Source organism: Nitrospira sp. KM1 (assembly GCF_011405515.1).
In the GTDB taxonomy this organism is placed as follows: Bacteria; Nitrospirota; Nitrospiria; order Nitrospirales; family Nitrospiraceae; genus Nitrospira_C.
This window is the reverse complement of record NZ_AP022671.1, coordinates 3,921,978-3,942,206: the sequence shown is the minus strand read 5'-3', so window position 1 is coordinate 3,942,206 and position 20,229 is coordinate 3,921,978. Positions and strand designations below refer to the sequence as shown.

Sequence of the window (20,229 nt, the reverse complement as noted above, 5' to 3'; positions counted from 1 at the left end):
TTTTCGACTATATGACGACGCGGCGGAACCCCCGCCTAACGGAGCGACAAGAGCAACAGCGTCAATACAGACCCGAGACTGAGTACCCCTACGGCCAGCGCGAATCGAGGCATATGGGGAAGCATTAACACCAGCAACAGTCCGATGACAGCCAATTGAGATACCCACGCAACTGTCCCGAATGCCCATCCATCGGCCGATATCGCAGCCGCCAACGAGGCGGCTAACCCTCCCCACCCTGCTATGGTCCAAGCGATTCGAACAGTCGAAGAAGAATTCCGATGCAAAAGTTGCCTATAATGCTTTGGCATGGCCAGACACAAACTCAGCAATCCTCCATAACAAAGTGCGATTGCCACCCAACGCATTGTTCAAACCTGCCCGGCGTTCACCAAGGAATCGGTTGAGTGCGCGACCGCTTCTCGTGACGGACGGCTAATACGCCAGGCGGTCCAGCACAATATGCTGCCCACACCCAGGCTCACGAGATCCACCCCGGCCAGTCTCCAATTGTGGTCAGCCAACGATTGAACAACATGGCTTTCGGTCGTAACCATATTCAGAACCGGCAGCAAAACAAACAGCAATCCCGATATGTGGAGCAGCCGCTTCCAAAGCCCGAGCGCATCCTGCTGCGTAAAGCTGTAGACGGCGCAGAGGCTCCAGGCTAGAAAGAACAGCCGCATTTCCCACAAGGCCCGATCCGCTACATCAACCGGCAGCAAGCGATTCCCCCAAAAGAACACCGCGATGGCTACCGGTAAACCAGCCAGGACGGCAATGTTGAGCCCTTCAACTATCTGAAATCCGCGTCGATAGCCTGTGTGACAATCGCGTCTCTTGACGATCCACAACATCAGACCCGTCCCGATCATGACAGTGGCAGAGAGCCCCATGAAGAAATACAACCAGCGAATCGCCATATGATCGAACCAGAGGTAATGAAGCCCGATCAAGACGGAATATGTCAAAAATGCCGGCCGGTTGTCTGTCCAGACTTGCAAAACCTCGCCGGTGACTCCGTCGAACGTGACACGATCCGAAATCAAAGCGAGTCGGTCATCGGCACGGCGCGTGACCTCGACGAGGGCGTGGCGATCACCAGGATGCTTCACACCGAGCCACTCGGTGTTGCCTCCGCGCCAATATGTCCGAGCCCTACGGTCCGCGTCGACTAAGGACCCCAGTGAGGCCTGAACGTTGGCCGGCTCGCGCTCCATGCGACGTTCTACATCCTTGTACGCCAGCTCCGGCTTGCCTTCGTACAAGAGGTCTACACCGGCGGGCATATACGTGTTCCAGAAAATGACCAACCCTGTGAACGTGATGATGAGATGGAACGGCAGCACCAGAATACTGGTGACGTTATGGGCGTCCAACCAAGCCCGATGCGGCGTGGCTCGGGGCCTGAATGTAAAAAAGTCCTTGAAGATCCGCCGATGAATGACGAGCCCAGTGACCAGTGCTGTCAACATCGCCATGGCCGAAGCCCCGACGATCCAAATACCGGGCCGATCCAAGTGAAGCTGATAGTGAAATCGATAGAAAAAATCCCCCCCTCTCGTTCCTCGCACGCGAAGGACATCGCCAGTGGCGGGATCGAGATGGCGTTCTTCCATGGTTCCCGCACCCTTGTCTTCCCAATAAATCGTGAACGCGGGATCTCGCACATGCGGGAATTCGATCCACCATTCATCCGCATGAACTCCAAGCTTTGAAAGCTGGTTCGCTGCGGCTTCCACGTTCGGCGTCGAAGGCGTAAGAGCATGCAGTTCTGGCCGCATCCAGTAGGTAATGTCTTTATCGAAAACGGTCAGGGTACCGGTGAGAAAGATGGCAAACAAGAGCCAGCCAAACAATAGGCCGCCCCACGTATGCAACCAGTCCATGGACTGTGAGAAACTGTCCTTCATCGCTGAAGCCGGTCCTGCATGTCAGGGTATGGCGTCGTTTACGGACCAAGAACCGATGTAAGCTGAAAGGCGACCGCCGCGAAGCAGATGGTTGGAACCACGACTCCAATCCAGGCGCGTCGTGGCGTGGCTGCGGCAAAAGCCCAGAGAATGGCGCCGGTATACCAGACAAAAGAGAGCATGGCCGCGGTCAACACCGCTTCAGATTTCGCCAAGGGCAGGATGAGCGTCAGGCAGGCCGTTGCCGCGTACGCCAGCGCATAGCCGCCAAGCACCGCTGCGGCGGTCCGTGAAGCGACATGCTGCCACGAAACTCTCTTGATCCCTTTGACATTCCCCATGCAAATCTCCCAAGCGCATCGCCTTGGCCAGGCTGGATTGATGGCTTAATGAGGAACGGGACTGTCTGCGCTGGGATATTTGGGGTGCTCATCCTCTACGTATCGATATCCCTTTGACTGCATGCAGCCGCTCAGATTGATGCTGCCCGCCATCGTGTCCTTTTGATGTTCGGCCCCGGATAACACTTCAGATTTGCATACTTCCCAATCCTGTTGAGCCTGAGCTTCCGTCTTTGTCGGATGTGCCCAGCGGCCTTCAGCGCACGAGACCAGGAATAGAGGTATGAGCAGTAGGATCAGCATAATCCCCCAATCACGGCTGGAAATACTCCGTCTCTCTAACATTGACGCATGAAGCTGGGAAAACCTCACCTTCATTACGCACCAGCGACAGGGAGGTGTACCTTACTACACTCGCGAGGCTGAGAAATAGGGCTCAGAGGTTCAGTCTGGCGTGGTCGGTCCACGTACGGCCCGAGAACATCCTGGTGCGTGGGTCAGCTGACTTGGACGAATTCGGATACTTACGGTAAGAGAAACCCTTTTCAAATCCTCCGATTACAGTGTCATGAAAACCGGAGTCGAACAGCCTAAACGATCCAACCAATTAATACCGTCCGATCGTGGCTGTCAACGGCACGAGATTCTGCTCCTCCATGTACTCGGAATCCGTTGCCCTCACCGCCACTACCACCGATACGCAACCGTACCGACCACCTGGCGAAGTTCGTTGTACGTACAGGTCTGTCCCTCGTTGAAGCAGGCGAACGTATGGCGGTTGAAGATATTGCTGATGTTCAAGGCAAACCGCCAATGGCCCCAAAGGTAATCTGCGACCGCATCGCCAAGCACGTAGCTGGGCACCTTGAAGTTGTTCGCAGCGTCGCCATACGTATAGCCGGTGTATCGCGCGCCGCCGCCGATTCCGAGCCCCTTCATCGTACCTTCCGGAACCGTGTATTTCACCCAGAGTGATCCGAATTGTGCCGGCGTCTGGATGAACATTTTATCCTGCTCTGTCGGCTCTGTCGTCTGGATAATCCGCGTATTGAGAATGGTATAGGCTGCAATGACATCGATGCCGGAATCGAAGCTCGCCGCACCTTCCAGTTCGACGCCCCGTGAACGAGCCTTCCCTCGCTGGACCGGCAAGAACGTTCCGGGATCGGTCTGCACATAGTTCTCCCGTGTCAGGTCGAACACGGCCGCCGTCAGGAATGCGCGTGTGTTGGGAATCTGATATTTGATGCCCGCCTCATACTGGCGTCCGGTTTCTGGTTTGAACGGCTGTCCTTCGGGATCGGTTCCAATCGACGGCAGAAAGAACGTCGAATAACTGACATACGGCGCGATGCCCGACTTAAAAACATAGGTCAGGGCGGCACGGCCGGTAAACTTATTGTCGGTCTGGCTCTGGCTCGTATTGGCAAGGAGGTCGGTCGTTTCGTTTTTCGCCCAATCGTGGCGCCCGCCGATCGTCAGCAGCCATTGATCGTACTTGACCTGATCCTGCACGTAGAGGCCGGTCTGGTACTGCGTGATCTCCTGATTGCTGTTGAAATAGGGAACGACACCCGGAAGACCGTAGTCGTACCGGTTGAACACGTCAATCGAAGACGCCTCCGCGAACTGCCGCTTCAGTGCAAAGGTCACCCGTTGAAAGTCGAGACCGCCGAGGAAGGCGTGGTGCAGCGAACCGGTTGAAAACCTACCATGCAGCTGATTGTCCATCGCCAGACCGCCGAGTTTGCCGACGTCGGCCCACTCGTCACGAAGACCTGTCCGCCGGTCCGGATCCATGGCGTAGATGTACGTCGTGGTCTGGTCGAGATTGTTCTCGTTGTAGCGAACCTTCTGAAGAAAGTTCCAGCTGTCGGAGAATTCATGGCGGAACTCATAGCCGATATGGAACTCGGTCCGCCGGTAATGATCGACGCCGGGCTGCCCCGCAAATCGCCGCGGCGTGACGACACCGTTGGGATTCGGCAGCAAGGTCCCGTCCGACGGCAACCATTGCAACGCATTGACATTGTCCTTTTGATAGGTGGCTAACAGCGTGAGGCTGGTTCTCGACGCCATCTGCCACGTCAAGGCCGGGGCGATGAAGATCCGATCGTAGGGCACATTGTCGATCTGCGTGCCGCTCTCGCGGAAAAGCCCGGTCACACGAAACAAGAGTTTGTCGTTGTCATTGATCTTCCCACCCAAATCGAACCGGCCTTCGTAGCGACCGTAGTTGCCGACGAGAAACTGCGCTTCGTGCAACGATTCCTTGGTCGGCCGCTTCGTAATGAAGTTCAAGAGCCCGCCCGGGCTTCCTTGTCCGTAGAGAAACGACGCGGGACCGCGCAAGACGTCCAACTGCTCCGCACCGTAGGGTTCCAAGTTGTAGGTGGTGCCGAAGGCGGGATTGCGGAGCTGTAACCCGTCTTTGAAAATTCCGTCCGTCGAGCTCTCGAATCCGCGCAAGCGAAGCCATGTCAAACGAGGTTCAAATCCGGCCGGCTCACCTTGCACACCCGCCGCATACCGTAACGCTTCGGCCAGCGTGTTGACCTCCTGCGACTGCATGCGGGCGCGGGTAATCACCGTGATCGATTGCGGCGTTTCCAACAACGGGACATCGCTTTTCGTCGCCGTGTTCGTTTCTTCCGCCACGTAGGAGGTGTCCGCCCCGCGTTGCCGCACGTCTTTCACCAGAATCTCCGGTACCTTCACCGGCTTCTGGGTTGGTTGCACTGCCTCGTCGGACCCATCTGACACAGCCATGGCACCGGCAGCAACGCCCGCCCCAACCATCCCTGGGACGATGCCGGACGACGAATCGCGCACCAGGGTAATGGTATCGCCCTCCGCCAACCGGTAAGACAGGCCGGTCCCGGCCAGCAGCCGGTCGAGAGCAACCATCGGCATCATTTCTCCCGACACGCCGGAACTTTGTATGCCCTCTGTGATTGGCCCTTCATACAATACTTGAAGATGGGTGTGAGCCGAGAAAGCGATCAAGGCATCGGTCAGTGGCTGCGGCGCAATATCAAACGCGACCGGGCTCCCGGTGTGCGACCCGTCTGCTCCGTATCCTGATGCGGGACCAAGCGCGCCCAGTATGGCGATGACTGCGATGAATGACCAAACGAGAACTCCGAACCGTCTCATGCGCTCGACTCCTATGAAGTGATGTGATCGTGGCCGTGATTCGTTGAGCCGCTCTGCGGCAATGTTCTCTCTAGACGAACCAACCGGGCATGACCCCCATAGAAAAATTTCATGGCGTGTGCGGCCCAAGAACCGAGCGGGCCGGAACTGGCATCCCGAGCCAATTAGAGGCGTATGGAGAGATGGATCGGCAGACTCCTGTTTCAAGTATCAGTCGGGGCGAGAGACGTGGAATTGAGATCTGAAGCTAATGAAGTGGGTACAGGCTGGCCTTCAGTAGAGAAAGACGAACCGATCGGTCAAAGAAAACGAACGCACGTGCAGAGTCCGGGTGACGGCACTGATGACTCGTACAGGATCATCGGTTGCAAACACCCCGCTGACCATGCGTGTTTTCAGAGAGGGATTGACCACCATGATCGCGCCGGAATGATAGCGGTTCAGTTCTTCGATGACTGCGCTCAGAGGCTCCATCGTGAAAACCAGTTGTCCGCGCTGCCAGGCCAGGCTTCTCATGGGATCGGCCTTGACGATCGCCCCCATCCCCTGCCCGCCGTACGAGACCTCTTCCCCGGCTCTGACCTGGACAGTGTCGGACTCCGCATCCGTTCCAACCGTCACGACTCCTTCCGTGACCGTGACGGTGGTACGACCGGGCCATGTCCGGATCGAGAATTTTGTGCCGACAACGCGGACTTCACCGGCCCCCGCTTTCACGATGAACGGCTTTGTTGAATCGGCTGCAACAGAAAACGCCGCCTCGCCCTTGAGAATCTTGACGACCCGCTCGTGATCCCACGTGCCGAGCGCGAGTGCGCTGGCCGTATTCAAGAGGACCGTTGAACCGTCCGATAGCTGCACCTCTCGATGCTCACCGGCAGAAGTCGAATAATCACTCTGCCAACGTTGCAGGACGTCGGGACCCCACAGAGCGGCGGCGACTGCCACCGCTGCCACCATGGTGGCCATCCCGACCGTTCGGAAGACTCCGGCCATGGCAGAACGTGATCGGCGTGGAGAGAGATCGTTGACACGATCGCGTTCGAGACTCTGCAAATCGATCTCAGGCCACGCACCGGCCGGCTGAGCCATGCTATCCCACAGCAGCCGGACAGACTCATAGGCATCATGATGGGCAGGACTTTGCGACTTCCAGCGGATAAATGCGCAGCGGTCATCCTCCGTGGCGTCTTCTGCACGGAGACGGGCGAACCAATCGGATGCTTCTCCGACAAGTTTTTCGTACCGATCAGAATCGGGCGTACGCCCCATAATTGCAACCGGATGAGAGAAGATGTGCTCCCGTATCATCGCAAATCCAGGTGAACGATGTCAGCCGCCTTCTTCGCAGCGGTCATACGCATTCACGGCATCCCGGCACGATCGATTCGCAACCGGCAATGCGCTAACGCTTTACTAATATGTTTCTCGACCGTCCGCTGTGAAATGTCCAATTTCGCGGCAATTTGGCTATAGCTCAGGTGTTGCACTCGGTGCAACAGAAACGCCGTCCGGCATTTCGGAGTCAATTCGCTGATCGCCTGTTGAATGATCGACCACTCCTGTTTCGCAGCCAACTCCCGATCCGGCAACGGCGTGGAGCCCATGAGGTCCGGGGATGGGGTTCCGGCATAGCGCTGGTAAAATCTCGTTCGGGATCGCAAATGGTCGATCGCCAGATTGTCGGCAACCTGAAAGAGAAAGGCTCGGATGTTCTGAATCGGCTCTGAACGGGCAATTCCCGACAATCTTAAATACGTCTCCTGCACGAGATCAGCCGCAGTTTCTTCACACTGCACCCGCTTGGCTAGAAATCGACGCAGGTCGAGGGCATGCGTTTCAAAGGCCTGAAGCAATTCGCTTTGACTCATGACTCCAGTGACACCATCATCAGCGATCAGTGTGAGCGGAGCAATCTATACATGAGGAAGAGAAGAAGGGAATGTTTACTTTCCGGATTCGATGCGCGCAAGTGATGGCGCACAGGTCGAATGGCGGTTATGAAGACACAATGAAACTGCGTCCGCCGTCAACCACGGAAGACGAAAGACGAACAGGCAGAGAATGCAGATTAGACACTAAGCAGCCAATAGGCCATGTTCGGTTTCCAGATCTGTAAATATTTTTTCAGACCGTGATAGCTCTTGAACTCATGACCGGAACCATCCATCATTATCATGATCGCTATCACTTAGTAGGGAGGCATCGCATGGAGAGAACGCTCAGCACCGTCACCATCGTCGGACTCTTGCTGCTGTGCGCCGGGTGCGCGCAAACCGTCGCGGTCAACGTGACGGGATCGAGCAAATCCGGCGAATCGATCCCTCAACACGTCACCTACACCGTCCTGCCCACGAACGAAGTGGAAAAGGATCAGGACTTTCCCGAATATGCACGCCTCGTGAGTACTAAAATGGATGCCCGCGGCTATAAACAGACCAGCACCAAAACCGCTCAGCTTGGGATCTTCCTTGCGTACGGCACGACTGAAGGGTCCAGGGCTATCAGCAATGCGGGAGGGGGTCTTCCTCCCGGAGGCGGAAGCATGGGCCCCAGTGGAGGGATGGGTCCGGGAGGCGGTGGAGGTTCATACGGCGGCGGTGGCGGCTATGGAATGGGCAGCGCGCCTGCAGGATCCACGGGGCAGCGCCTCTATACCAATCAGCTCGTCATCGTCGTCGTGGATTTTCAGAAGTCGAACTCCACCGGGTCTGCGGTGGAGCTATGGCGTGGTGAAACGATGAATACGAGCGGTTCACGGGATCTGAAGGAATTGGCGCCACTCATGGTGGATGCGGCATTTCAGCATTTTGGCGAAAACACGTCCAACCAGGTTAAGCACCAATTCACTGAAGAGGAAATCAAGAAGATCCGGGAGTCGAAATAACGATCGAGCCGATTAAGAGGCACTGTCACGAGTGAAGACTTTGAATTCCTTTTAGAATGCGCTGATCGATGCGCTCGTCAGAATCGAAGTGCAGACAGAATTTGTGCCAGCCTCCTTGACAGTAGATATGGATGTGGCTCTGATTAGGCTGCGATTTGTTCAAAAGAGAAATGCGGGATGTCTGCTCGATCGTGGGCATGTTCAATGGTGATGGCGCAGATATTACCGTCCTTATCAAGGTCAAGTTGCGTGTTCTCGTCCAAATCTCTCGTCTCTGCAATTTGTACCGCCTTGAACTCAATATGCAAGGTATCGGTGTCTTGAAAATACTTGATGGTCATGGCTTGAATCCCCTGTCGAAGAAAGCATTGTGGACGGTGTTGCGGTCAGGCAATAACACAACACGCAAATATCTGTTTTCCATTTCTTCGATAGGCCTCCATCGACGGATTCGTCCGTCTCTTTGGACTACTTCCTTCACGGGATTGTTGACCACTTGTTCGATCCACTCTTTGCGAATGAGAGCCCGATCAGGACGCATCCGAATGAATTCGAAGTACCTGGTGAATTTCACCGTGCGTTCTTCACCATACTCAGCAACACGTGGCGATCAAGTCTACTGAAAATTCTACGATTTATCTACTATCCTGCCGAAGAATCCTGGGCTGCCGGCGTGAGTCTACGCAAAACAGCCCTGCGAAAGTTAAATAGTTCAAAACCGCAGCCCCACCGTGGCCAGGACGGTACGGGGTTCACCGAAGTACAGTCTCGTTGTCGTATTTTGCGCCGACTCGACATAGCGCTGATCAAACAGGTTTCTAAAATTCAACGCTACATTGACAACCTTCGCACCTAACCAGTTGCCTGCCGGAAGGTCTCTATCATAGTACAATGCTGTATTGATCGTCACAGCGCCAGGAATCTCTAATTGACCTGGACCAAATATTGATGCGTTGCGGCTGGTATAGCCGTAAACTCCACCTCCAACTCCAAAGCCTTTCAGTGAACCATCCTGAAAGTGATACGTAGACCAGAGCGTAGCCTTATTATATGGCACATTGCCCAGTCGCTTATGAACAATTGTAAGATCGTTGTCCTGCGTTACTTCCGCATCTGTATAGGCATAACTGGCAATCACATTCCATCCGCTGGTCAGGGTAGCGGTAACATCCAACTCAATCCCTTGGCTGCGCTGTTGACCAGTTTGCACTTGAAACCCAGGCGCCAAAGGATCAAGAGTCAGTATGTTATCCCTGGTCAGGCGGTACCATGCTAGCGTGGTTGAAACTCGGTTCTCGAAAAAGAATGTCTTCACTCCGATCTCGTAGAGTGTCGAACGTTCAGGCTTAAATAATGCTCCGCCTGGATTGAACGTACCGGGAGAGACTGGCAAAAAGCCACGCATCCAAGTGGCATACAATGAAACCGGCTCAATGGGCTGGTAAACAAGCCCAAGCCGAGGACTGACCGCTGTATCATCCGATGTTTGGTCAGGAGGGTTGCTCGCGAGCGGTGCAAAAATTGCGGACTGATTCACATAGTCGAACCGAACGCCGCCAACAAACTTGAGGTTTGGCAGCAGAGCGATCTGATCCTGGAGATAGACTCCGGCAAGCTTAAGTTCGCCCTCTTGATAGTTGGTGGCGGTGATTGGGGCATTGAAGGGGTTGATTCCGTAGTTTGGCGAGAAGATATCTAGATTTAAAGAGGCACCGCCACGGTTAGTTAGAACGGTGGGGTTCGCTCTTTCCTGGCGCAACTCCAAGCCGGTCAATAATGTATGGTCCATTTCCAAGATTTTGAAATGTCCTACTAAATTCGTCACCATGCTGTGCATATGGCTGCGGGAAATGCTTGATTCGGGATTCGCGTTTGGACTACGAGTCAAGGTGCGTTGGTCCAGCAGGGCGAGAGGCCTATTTCCAAACTGATCAATTTCCAATATGGAATATTGATAGGCATTCCGAATCGACCAGTTGTGTCCAAGCTCATGATTAAAATCGTATCCTATGCGATACAGCGTACGATTATTCTTGTCGAACTCTCCAAACCCTCCGAAGAAGTTTCGTGAAAGCTCACCATTCGCATTCGGCAGTACTGTTCCCTGAGCGGGTACGGCGGCCGCCGACAAATCGTTATACCAACGCCGAATATATTCGCCCTGCACGGTGAGAGTTGTACGAGAAGACATGAGCCAGGTAACAGAGGGTGTTAGCGCGACCAGATCACGGCGGGCAATGTCCATAAACGTATTGGCTTTTTGCCCAACCACATTGAGACGATACATAAGGGTTTTGTTTGCGTTCAATGGACCAGTGGCATCGAGCTCTGATCTATAGAAATTGAAATTTCCGAGGGTGACATTGCCACTGTAAGCTGCATCCGGCAAAGGCTTTCTCGTCACAACGTTGATAATTCCGCCCGGATCTCCTAGGCCATAGAGAACTGACGCCGGCCCCTTGAGCACTTCCAGGCGCTGGATGTTATAGGTATCAGCACCAAACTGTGCGCCAAACCGATCGAAAAGACCGTTCCGAAAGAAATTGTTATTGTTCGCGGTAAAGCCGCGGATGATAAATCCTTCGAACGTCTGACTCGTCGGAAGAAATGCATTGAATCCACTGATATTTTGTAGCGCCTCGCTTAAGCGAAAAGCCCGTTGTTCCTCAATCACTTTTCGAGTAATGACCTGAATTGATTGTGGGATATCGCGAACTGGTGTATCGGTTCGTGTGGCCGTACTGGCCTCCTCGGCCACATAGGATTTCGTGTCGGCATCCCGCTCGCGCACGTCCTTCACCATGATTTCCGGCACCTTGACCGGCTTTTGGTTCGCCGTTCCAGTCGTAGCAGCGCCTTCAGCTGCCGCCGCTGCTGCTCCCGCCGCCAGCGGCACGGGAACAAGTGCGGACCCGTCTGCCCGCTTGAGCGTGACGGTTTTGGGTCCGGTCAGGCGGTAGCCCACCCCCGTACCGGCAAGGAGTTGCCGAAGTCCATCTTCGGGTGCGTATTGACCGGACAACCCGGAGGTTCGTCGGCCTTCGGCCATCTCGGTACTGTAGAAGAGTTGCCATCCGCTGACCTCGGCAAATGCGGTCAGCGCGGTTTTCAAGTCCTGAGGCGCAATATTGAAGGCCACGGTGTCGGCTTGGGCCATAAGCCGTGCAACCGGCATCGTGGCGTCAGATGGCGTCCCAAGCGATTGGCCGGCCGCGGGCAATGTAGTAAAAGCCGCAGTGATCATGACGATGGCAGGAATCAGATATCTGCGTGAACGTACGGGTCTGGACATCGTTCGGCTCCTAGGTCGTGACTCAATCGATTCGGTCTTCGCCTAGAACACGTTTGAGCAGAACGAAACCGGACGGATTTTTTTACCAGCAGCCGGCACGAAGATTTTGCAACGGAGGGAGAATGCTATAGCAGGAAGATCCACCGATGGCCGACACTGACGACCTTGAGATGCAAGGTGTGCTCGATGACCGTGACCGCCTCGTCCAATCGATCGAGATCGAAGACTCCGCTCACCGGCATCGCGGCGAGCTCTTGGCGCAGAGTCCAGACATGGCCGGGCCGATACCGGTTGATCTCTTGCAGCACGGTCGAGAGAGGCGCGCCTTCAAAAATCAACTTGCCTCTTCTCCACGCGCTTTCCAGGCGAAGGTCAGCCTGTTCCACATGACCGAGGCCGGTCTCCTGACTGTACTGAACTCGCTGCGGCGCATGCAACGGGGTTGCGGCAGACGGCTGTTGCCGTCCCTCTCCATACGTCACACGGGTGGAGCCTTCCAGCATGGTGACCGTGATGCGGTCCGCGTTGCGGCGGACGACGAATTCGGTTCCCACGGCTTCGATGGCACCGGCCGCCGCGTTCACGATGAAAGGCCGCGACGAATCCTTGGCAACGACAAATGCCGCTTCTCCTGTCAGCAGGGTGACTCGGCGTGCCTGATCGCTGTACTCGACGGATAGGGCAGTGTCCGTGTTCAAGTGTGCGACGGTGCCGTCAGCCAATCGCAGGCTCTGTTGCTGGCCGGTCGCCGTATGATGGTCGGCAAGCCAGATACTCAGCGTGCCGTTCTCGTAGACAATTCCCAGCGTGATCAACGCCAGCATGGCGGCGATGGCACCCCATTGAAGCGATGTTTGCCGGCCTCTCAACGGTACGGTCCGTAGGTCTGTGTGAAGTTGAGGAATCCGCTCGCGAAGCGGCTCCATGCCGTCCCATACTCGCCGTGCCGCTTGAAACGCCTGCTCGTGGGAAGCGCTGCGCGCCCGCCATGCGCGTGCTTGCTCCTCATCTGCCTGCGTGGCTTCACCGGATGTCAGCCGAACCAGCCAGGCGACCGCCTCCCGGTCGAGCTCATCCCGGTCCCCCGGCTGCTCAGGGCGGTTGATGCCATCCTTGTCCACAGTCCACCAGAGATACGACACCCGCACCATCTTTTCAATCATGGCGTCTCTCAAAAAGACGAATGAAGCGACTCGACCCGGATGGCCGGCGCCGGTCGGGATGCTGCACCCGCTCCCGGCAATGGTTCAGCGCTCGCGCGATGTTTTTTTCCACCGTACTCTTACAGACGCCCAAGCGAGCCGCAATGTCGCTGTGCGCAAGCCCTTCGAAACGATTCAGCAGAAAAATGGTGCGGCAGAGGGGCGATAATTCACTCAAGGCTTCTTCCACGAGCCGGAGCTCTTCCTTGGCCAACAGGGCTGTCTCGGGAGAGGCGCCGTGATCCGGCACGGACTGCCAATCCGCTTCCTCGTTGACCAGGGCCGCACGACGTTGCCGGGCCCGTTCATGATCGGTCGCAAGGTTGGCAGCGATCCGAAAGAGATAGGTACGGAGATCGGCGATGAGATGCGGCTGCTCGAGCCGCGTCAGGCGGAGATAAATTTCCTGCGTCAGATCGGCCGCCGTCTGCTCGCAACGGACACGGCCGGTAAAAAACCGCCGGAGATCCGCCGCACAGGCCTGAAAGACTTGAAGGATATCGCTGTGCATTACGGCATATCCCCAACACCTCAAACGTGTAAAATGGCAATGTGATGGGGGGCGGAGTCTACACCATTCGTAACACCGAGGACATGTTCACTCGCCAGGTGGGAGATGCAACAGAATTTTCTGTTATCACTCTGGCCGGGGCTTTATGGAGCCGCTCAGAACCGCAACCCGACTGTGGCCAGCACGGTGCGGGGTTCACCGAACCAGAAACGCGTCAGCGGATTCTGCGCCGAGTCGACATACCGTTGATCGAGCAGATTGCGGAAGTTAAGTGCAACATTGACTTCCTTCGCCCTCAGCCAATTGCCCTGCGGCAGCTCACGGTCGTAATAGAATGCCGTATCCACCCGCACATAGCCAGGAATCTCCGTTTGCCCAGGACCAAAGATCGAGGCATTGCGGCTGGTATAACCATAGATCCCCCCGCCAAGACCGAATCCCTTTAGGGGTCCCTCCTGGAAATGATAGGTGGACCAGATAGTCGCTTTGTTGTACGGAACGTTGCCGAGGCGTTTGTTGAGCAAGGCCGGATTATTATCAGCCGTCACCTCGGCATCCGTATACGCATAGCTGGCGATGACGTTCCAACCGGCGATCAGACTCGCCGTCACATCGAGCTCAATCCCCTGGCTCCGCTGCTTCCCAGTTTGCACCTGAAAGAATGGAATCACCGGGTCCTGCGTCAGCAGGTTTTCGCGCGTTAAATGGAACCAGGCCAAAGTAGTGGAGACCCGATTGTTGAGGAAAAAGTTCTTAATGCCAATCTCATATTGGGTCGAGCGTTCAGGTTCGAATAAAGTCCCATTGGGATTGAAGACTGTCGGGGCATTCGGTAGAAACCCACGCATCCATGATGTATACAGCGATACCTCTTCGATCGGTTGATAGACGAGGCCGAGTCGAGGACTGACAGCCGTATTATCGGAATCCCGTTCAACTCCCGTCGCCTCAGTGGTACCAGATGTGATGGTCTGATGGACATAGTCAAACCGAAAGCCACCCATGAACTTGAGATTCGGCAAGAGCGCGATCTGATCCTGAAGATAGAATCCAGCGAGTTTGGTGTCCGATCCGGAAAATGACGTTCCTGTGGGAGCACCGGGCACCAACGCATAATTCGGAGCAAACAGGTCGAGAGATGGAACGGGGCGGTTAGTCAGAATCTGAGGGTTATTCTGATCTTGTCGTAGTTCGACGCCGGTCAATAAAGTATGGTCCATCTCCAATAGTCGGAAGTGTCCGACCAGATTCGTAATCATGCTCTGTTGATGTCGCCGAGTGACGCTCGATTCATTGTTAGTCCAGAGTCGGGTTAGTGTCCGCTGATCAGCGAGCAAGTTATTCGGAGCCGCGTTAAACGCATCGTATTCGAGAATGGCATAGCGATACGCATTCCGGATGGACCAGCGATCGTTGAACTGATGGGTGAGGTCATAGCTGATGCGATAAGACCTCCGGTCATTCTTATCGAAATTCGGAAGTCCGGTGTACATACTGCGCGGAAGTTCTCCATTGATGTTCGGCAGAACCGAGCCCTGCCCCGGAACGGCGAACGACGGAATATTGTTGTACCAGCGGCGCAAGTAATCCGCTTCAACGGTCAGCGTCGTTCGAGCGCTCATGAGCCAGGTCACGGAAGGGGCGATGGCCATCATGTCGCGATTGACAAAATCGATGAAGCTGTTGGCCTTTTGGCCTGCCACGCTGAGACGATACAGGAACGTTTTGCCAGCATTTAACGGTCCCGTTGCATCAATTTCTGATCGGTAGAAATTGAAGTTCCCCAATGTGACATTCCCTGAATAGCGAGGATCCGGCAGCGGCTTGCGCGTGACAATGTTAATAATGCCGCCAGGATCGCCCTGTCCGTAAAGGACCGAAGCCGGCCCTTTCAGCACCTCTAATCGTTGAATGTTATAGGTATCCGGGCCAACTTGTTGGGCAACACCGTCCCAGAGGCCATTGCGGAAAAAATTGTTCGTATTGGCTTGAAATCCTCGGATGATGAAATTATCAAATACTCCTGTCGGTCCGGTGCCTCCGCCAGTGTTGATGCCAGAAACATTCTGCGTAGCCTCGATCAGACGAAACGCCCGCTGCTCCTCGATCACCTTGCGTGTGATCACCTGAATCGATTGTGGGACATCGCGGATCGGTGTGTCGGTCCGGGTCGCCGTCGAAGCTTCTTCAGCTACGAACGATTTCGTATCGTTGTCGCGCTCGCGAATGTCCTTCACCAGAATCTCCGGCACCTTGACTGGCTTTTGCGATGCGGCACCACCGGCCGCTGCGGCTCCTGCAGCAGCGCCTACATTAGTCGGCTTCCTGACGGCCATCGTATTGGAATCGGTTCGTTCCATGATCAGGCCGGTCCCGGCAAGCATGATCCCGAGCGCCTGTTCGGGTGTGTAGTCCCCCACCACCGGCTGCGACTGCAGACCTTCGACGACATCCAGCGCGTAGAGCATTTGAACATCTGCTTGCTCGGCAAACTGTTCGAGCGAGGTCTTGAGCGGCTGAGCGGGAATGTTGAATGACCTGACGGTCTGCTGTTCCGCTGCGGACGCCATGGATGACAAGCCAATACACAGCACCAGTGCGAGCAGTGCTACCTCTCCAACGATGCGGAACGAGTCTTTGCTGTTGCGAAACCTTGAAAACGCCATGCGCCGTCTCCTCCTCCCCACCCCTACACGTTGCAACCAGAATGTCAGTCTCAGTGGGTTAGACGTGAGACAGAGCCCTGCCCTAACCCCCCTGCGTGGATGAAAAGCACAACTCACTCTGAGTGATGGGTTGGAGTGGGAACCGGAGACTGACCTGTCAGTTCGAAGAACCGGAGTGGCGAGCAGTAATGAGAATGTATTGAGGGGATCGCCGTGAAACCTCGACCGGCAAGATGCGTGGCAGCGTGGTAAAGAACTGATCCAACTGACGTACGTTGAATACTCCTTGGACTTTCACATCGGCCAGATTTGGGGCGTCGATCACGATTTGTCCGGGCCAATATCGATTGACCTCTTGAACGGCTTCGGCAAGTCGCACTCCTGAAAAAATCAGCTTGCCGTCTCGCCAGGCAGTCGAACGGTGTGATTCGGTCGGATCGAGCGCGATCACCCCTCCATCATCCTGGCCACCAACCACATATCGCAGACGGTGTCCGGCCTCGAGCACGACGCTCTCCCCTGATGATGAAGAACCCGCCTTTTCGTCGCGACTGATCAGCACCGATCCCTGCGTGACAGTCACATCAATCCGGTTTTGATGTTGATGCACGACGAATTGTGTGCCGATATCTAAGATGTGCCGTCCTCCCGCCGAAACCGTAAAGGATCGGTCGGACTGATGGACGACGGTGAAAGCGGCCTCGCCTTGGAGCAGCTCGATCGATCGACGCCGCGATGAGAACGCCGTTGTCACGCGAGTTCCCGTGTTCAGATCCAGTCGCGATCCATCGGCCAGCGTGACGGTTTTCTGCTCGCCCACGGCGGTTTCATAGATTGCCGTTTGGACCGACAGCGCCTCCCATAACCACCAACCGCCTGCAACCAGCACGAGCGCAAGAAGGGCAGGGATGAATTGGTTTGCCGGCGACCACGTCAGCCAACGGCCGAGTGAGGTGAGGCCGCCGGCAAGCGAAGAGGCCGGCCGGGGTGGCAACGCGAGACAGGCTTCCAACTCGGGAAACGGCCTGGCCAGCACTTTGTCCATGCCTCCCCACATCGACCTGACTTCCGTAAATTCCTTCCGGTGATCCGGATCGGCGCTGAGCCACGATTGAAACGCGGCACGGTCTGCCTCCGTACAACCCTCGGATCGGAGCCGAAGGAACCAATCGACCGCCTGTTGCGAATGTGTGCTCATCGCGAAGCCTTCATGCGTTCTCGGCAATGGAGCATGGCTTTTCTCACATGCCGTTCGACCATGGTGACGGAGATCCCCAACTTGGCGGCAATTTCAGTCTGAGGCATATTCTTGAACCGATAGAGCGCAAACACCTGCCGGCGCCGCGGAGGCAGCGATGCAATGGCCTCTCGCAGCGCGCGAAATTCCTGATCCTCTTGGATCGCCTCGTCCGGGCCACGGCTGCTCGACGGTATCGCGGTCAGATCGGGAACGTCAACCAGATGCGCGTGCCTTACTTGTTGCTTACGAAACACATCGACGGAGAGATTATGCGCGATTCGATAGAGAAATGCCCGCGGCTGCTGTATGACGCCGGGATCCTCCACCTCGACGAGACGCACGAAGGTCTCCTGCACCACATCAGCCGCTTCGTGCCGGCAATGCAGCTTCGCCGTCACGAACGCGAAGAGTTCGTCATAGTAACGGCTGGCGGCAAGGGCTAAAAATTGCGCTTTTCCGGCGATCATGATCGTGACGGCCTGCTTCCGTAGATTTATTACGGGGCCGCAGCTTAACGATTTTCACAGCACATGGGAATGTTTAGATTCCGGAAAAGGCAGGAGAGGGATGAGCTTCATAGGAGGCTCAAGGCGAGAAACGGGGACTTTCTACTTTTCCTCAGGCCAATTCCAGCCATATGCGATCGACCGAGACGCAGAATGTTCCAATTCCCATCACGTTCAGAGTTGAAATGTAGAATGTCCCGTTTTCACTGACGACCATGTCCAACTGGCTTGCCGGCATTCGCGAAGGCCATTATAATAGCCACTACTATAGCCTATCGGAGGTGAGGGTATGCCGCAGGTCGATGAATTTATCTCTGTCAGTGAGGCCAAGAACAAGCTGTTGGATTTGATCCGACGCATGAAACACAAACAGGAAATCGTTGCGATTACGCGCGATGGCGTGCCTTCAGCGGTGCTGCTGAGTATGGACCAGTTCGAGGGACTGATGGAGACCATTGAGATTCTGAGCGATCAGAAAGCGATGCGCGGGCTTCGCCGGTCGTTGAAACAGGCCGAGAAAAAGCAGTGGGTCTCCCATGAGGCGGTGTTTGGCCGTGACACTCAGTGAAGGGGTATCGGGCACGCTATACGCGCGAAGCGGCCGAGCGAATCCGGAAATTCCATCCTCAAGTCAAGCGCGAGATCAAGCAAGGTATCAAAGAACTTCTCGTGGCACCAGTTGCCGGACATGCGCTTCAGTTTGAATTGGCCGGACTGCGCGCCTATCGCATTCGGACGTATCGCATTATCTATCGACTCAATGATGGTGAAGCCTGCATCGATGTCATCTTTGCGGGCCCCCGTCGGAGCGTATACGAAGAACTGCGAACGCTCCTCCTGTCAGAACAGAGAAGAAACTAAACCTCCCCCTCGAGCCTCACGATGGGGACGGTCATCCCCATGGGAAAATTCCTATGGAAAAAGACTCTCTTCCAGATCAAGACCGGGTGCATGAGAGGATGAACAACCTGAGGACGTCCGAACGAACAATCCGTTTTCCCACCAGAGATAGAGACCGCTGATCAGGACAACGATCGTGATCAGATTCAAACAACGCGAAGCGGCTGAGAATGCGGACGATGATGGATCGGGCACTGAGATCACTGACACGCCAAATAGGGGGTCAGTTCTTGACTTTGCACCAGCTCCACCATATCGTCTCGTGCCATGGCTCGCCCGCTCCGTCTCGAATTTTCCAGCGCCCTCTACCCCATCACCGTGCGCGGGAAAGCTCAACCCTCTATCTTCCCTGATGACGGCGATCGGCGGCAGTTTATCCACCTACTCCGCCGTGAGTGCCGTCATCGAAGACTCACATCGCGAGGCCTTCCACACCGCGGCATACTTGCTGCCGGGCGTGGCGATGAACCGCTGCAGACCGTCGCGGTGCGCTTTTGCATCTCCCTGTCGCCAATCTCGAAAAATTCACACGGCGATCGAAGCCGCACCTCGTTCACCGCATCAAGCCCGAGTCTTTGCCACGTGCAAAGTCAAGAACTGACCCCCATTTGGGCGCTTGAGATACACGGCGGTTCCGGTATGCCGCCTGATGCGCCCGGTCGATGACGCGCGGCGTGAAGCCGATACGCCGTGGCAACGTGCTGCAGCACCTGCTGGAGGCCGTCGGCGACAAACCGCCGGTACGCGCAGCGGGCGAACCATACGGGCGAACGCTGCAGCAGCCTCCGGTGCAAAGTCAAGAACTGACCCCACTAAACAAGAATCAGGGGGAGATTCCACAGACTGAAAAAATTTCTCGCGTCATGAACATGAAGACGCCATGGACATCGACATGGCCATGTTATAACATTGTACAAACGGAGGTGCGTGATGATCAAAACCCTTCAGAAGCACGGGAACAGCATGGCGCTGGTCATCGAAAAACCGATGATGGAAGCGCTCGGCATCCAGGAGGATACCCCCCTTCAAATCACACTCAGCGGCAATGCCCTCGTCATCACGCCGGCCAACGTCGGTGTAGGACCGGAGCACATGAAGCAGATACTCAAAGACTTACGGAAACGCTACGGTCCAATGCTGAAGCGGTTGGCTGATTGAGTCATGGCCGACATTATCTTTCTGAATGTCGAAGATGTGTTACTGGCCCATGCCGATACCCTGGAAGAAGAAGGCGGCCTAGGCGGGGTGAGAGACCATAGACTTCTCGATGCGGCAGTGGCCATGCCTCGCCAACAATTCGGCGGAACCTATTTGCACCCGGACTTCGCCGCTATGGCTGCTGCCTATCTTTTCCACATTGCTCAAAACCATCCATTTTTTGATGGAAATAAGCGGACCGCGGCATTGTCGGCTCTGGCTTTTTTGCGTGTAAACGGCATCGAGCAGTTGCCACCTCCCCAATACCTCGAAACCGCGACGCGCCGTGTTGCGGCCGGTGAGCAAACCAAGGATGAACTGGTCCGCTGGATGCGGAAGCAGATCGGCGGCGGCAACGGATAGTCTTCACCGGCCACCAGACCATCTTCAGATGGACCGAGCTTCGGTCGCATCAGCA

Annotated in this window: 20 protein-coding genes; 5 read left to right on the top strand and 15 right to left on the bottom strand. The window is 55.7% G+C overall.

The window, feature by feature from the left end; genetic code table 11:
- Positions 1-35: 35 nt before the first annotated feature.
- From W02_RS18545 to W02_RS18520, 6 genes are all read right to left on the bottom strand, one after another.
- The gene (locus W02_RS18545) at positions 36-368 is read right to left on the bottom strand and encodes a DUF3325 domain-containing protein (RefSeq protein WP_173050448.1); all 333 of its coding nucleotides are present in this window, start codon (positions 366-368) and stop codon (positions 36-38) included.
- Between the two features lie 3 nt (positions 369-371).
- A complete protein-coding gene (locus W02_RS18540; protein ID WP_173050446.1) occupies positions 372-1,913 on the bottom strand; it encodes a PepSY domain-containing protein in 1,542 nt (513 codons plus the stop codon).
- Positions 1,914-1,951: 38 nt separating this feature from the next.
- Positions 1,952-2,254 (bottom strand): DUF3649 domain-containing protein, encoded by a 303-nt coding sequence (locus W02_RS18535; protein ID WP_173050444.1) that lies wholly within the window; start codon positions 2,252-2,254, stop codon positions 1,952-1,954.
- A gap of 687 nt (positions 2,255-2,941) precedes the next feature.
- Positions 2,942-5,410 (bottom strand): TonB-dependent siderophore receptor, encoded by a 2,469-nt coding sequence (locus W02_RS18530; RefSeq protein ID WP_173050441.1) that lies wholly within the window; start codon positions 5,408-5,410, stop codon positions 2,942-2,944.
- Positions 5,411-5,683: 273 nt separating this feature from the next.
- Complete coding sequence (locus W02_RS18525; protein WP_173050439.1) at positions 5,684-6,721, bottom strand: FecR family protein; 1,038 nt, start codon at positions 6,719-6,721, stop codon at positions 5,684-5,686.
- A 53-nt stretch (positions 6,722-6,774) separates the two neighbouring features.
- A complete protein-coding gene (locus W02_RS18520; protein ID WP_173050437.1) occupies positions 6,775-7,281 on the bottom strand; it encodes an RNA polymerase sigma factor in 507 nt (168 codons plus the stop codon).
- 338 nt (positions 7,282-7,619) lie between these two features.
- On the opposite strand from W02_RS18520, the gene W02_RS18515 reads away from it, so the two are divergent.
- Entirely contained in the window at positions 7,620-8,297 is a 678-nt protein-coding gene (locus tag W02_RS18515; protein ID WP_173050434.1) for a DUF4136 domain-containing protein, read from the top strand.
- 143 nt (positions 8,298-8,440) lie between these two features.
- Here the strand turns inward: W02_RS18515 and W02_RS18510 are convergent, their stop codons facing one another.
- From W02_RS18510 to W02_RS18480, 8 genes are all read right to left on the bottom strand, one after another.
- Complete coding sequence (locus W02_RS18510) at positions 8,441-8,638, bottom strand: DUF2283 domain-containing protein (RefSeq protein ID WP_173050432.1); 198 nt, start codon at positions 8,636-8,638, stop codon at positions 8,441-8,443.
- Entirely contained in the window at positions 8,635-8,871 is a 237-nt protein-coding gene (locus W02_RS22270; RefSeq protein ID WP_370467946.1) for a hypothetical protein, read from the bottom strand. The genes W02_RS18510 and W02_RS22270 overlap by 4 nt, the downstream gene beginning before the upstream one ends.
- Before the next feature lie 138 nt (positions 8,872-9,009).
- A complete protein-coding gene (locus W02_RS18505) occupies positions 9,010-11,454 on the bottom strand; it encodes a TonB-dependent receptor (RefSeq protein ID WP_255458602.1) in 2,445 nt (814 codons plus the stop codon).
- Positions 11,455-11,714: 260 nt separating this feature from the next.
- Complete coding sequence (locus W02_RS18500) at positions 11,715-12,752, bottom strand: FecR family protein (RefSeq protein ID WP_173050428.1); 1,038 nt, start codon at positions 12,750-12,752, stop codon at positions 11,715-11,717.
- Positions 12,745-13,302, bottom strand: a complete 558-nt coding sequence (locus tag W02_RS18495; protein ID WP_173050426.1) for an RNA polymerase sigma factor — start codon at positions 13,300-13,302, stop codon at positions 12,745-12,747. Before W02_RS18495 ends, W02_RS18500 begins: the two co-directional genes overlap by 8 nt.
- Before the next feature lie 155 nt (positions 13,303-13,457).
- On the bottom strand, positions 13,458-15,968 hold the full coding sequence (locus tag W02_RS18490) for a TonB-dependent receptor (RefSeq protein WP_173050424.1): 2,511 nt from the start codon (positions 15,966-15,968) through the stop codon (positions 13,458-13,460).
- Positions 15,969-16,125: 157 nt separating this feature from the next.
- On the bottom strand, positions 16,126-17,166 hold the full coding sequence (locus W02_RS18485; protein ID WP_173050422.1) for a FecR family protein: 1,041 nt from the start codon (positions 17,164-17,166) through the stop codon (positions 16,126-16,128).
- Positions 17,163-17,675 carry an RNA polymerase sigma factor gene (locus W02_RS18480; protein WP_173050420.1) on the bottom strand — a complete coding sequence of 171 codons (513 nt, stop codon included), beginning with the start codon at positions 17,673-17,675 and terminating at the stop codon, positions 17,163-17,165. Before W02_RS18480 ends, W02_RS18485 begins: the two co-directional genes overlap by 4 nt.
- A gap of 328 nt (positions 17,676-18,003) precedes the next feature.
- Here W02_RS18480 and W02_RS18475 point away from each other — a divergent pair, with 328 nt between their 5' ends.
- Both W02_RS18475 and W02_RS18470 read left to right on the top strand, forming a co-directional pair.
- Positions 18,004-18,282: a type II toxin-antitoxin system Phd/YefM family antitoxin gene (locus W02_RS18475; RefSeq protein WP_173050418.1), complete on the top strand. Its 279-nt coding sequence runs from the start codon at positions 18,004-18,006 to the stop codon at positions 18,280-18,282.
- Positions 18,279-18,575 (top strand): type II toxin-antitoxin system RelE/ParE family toxin, encoded by a 297-nt coding sequence (locus tag W02_RS18470; RefSeq protein WP_173050416.1) that lies wholly within the window; start codon positions 18,279-18,281, stop codon positions 18,573-18,575. Before W02_RS18475 ends, W02_RS18470 begins: the two co-directional genes overlap by 4 nt.
- Positions 18,576-18,626: 51 nt before the next feature.
- Here the strand turns inward: W02_RS18470 and W02_RS18465 are convergent, their stop codons facing one another.
- Positions 18,627-18,995 carry a hypothetical protein gene (locus W02_RS18465; RefSeq protein WP_173050414.1) on the bottom strand — a complete coding sequence of 123 codons (369 nt, stop codon included), beginning with the start codon at positions 18,993-18,995 and terminating at the stop codon, positions 18,627-18,629.
- 549 nt (positions 18,996-19,544) lie between these two features.
- On the opposite strand from W02_RS18465, the gene W02_RS18460 reads away from it, so the two are divergent.
- Together W02_RS18460 and W02_RS18455 are read left to right on the top strand one after the other, a co-directional pair.
- On the top strand, positions 19,545-19,772 hold the full coding sequence (locus W02_RS18460) for an AbrB/MazE/SpoVT family DNA-binding domain-containing protein (protein WP_173050411.1): 228 nt from the start codon (positions 19,545-19,547) through the stop codon (positions 19,770-19,772).
- Between the two features lie 3 nt (positions 19,773-19,775).
- Complete coding sequence (locus tag W02_RS18455) at positions 19,776-20,174, top strand: type II toxin-antitoxin system death-on-curing family toxin (protein WP_173050409.1); 399 nt, start codon at positions 19,776-19,778, stop codon at positions 20,172-20,174.
- The last annotated feature ends 55 nt before the right edge of the window (positions 20,175-20,229 follow it).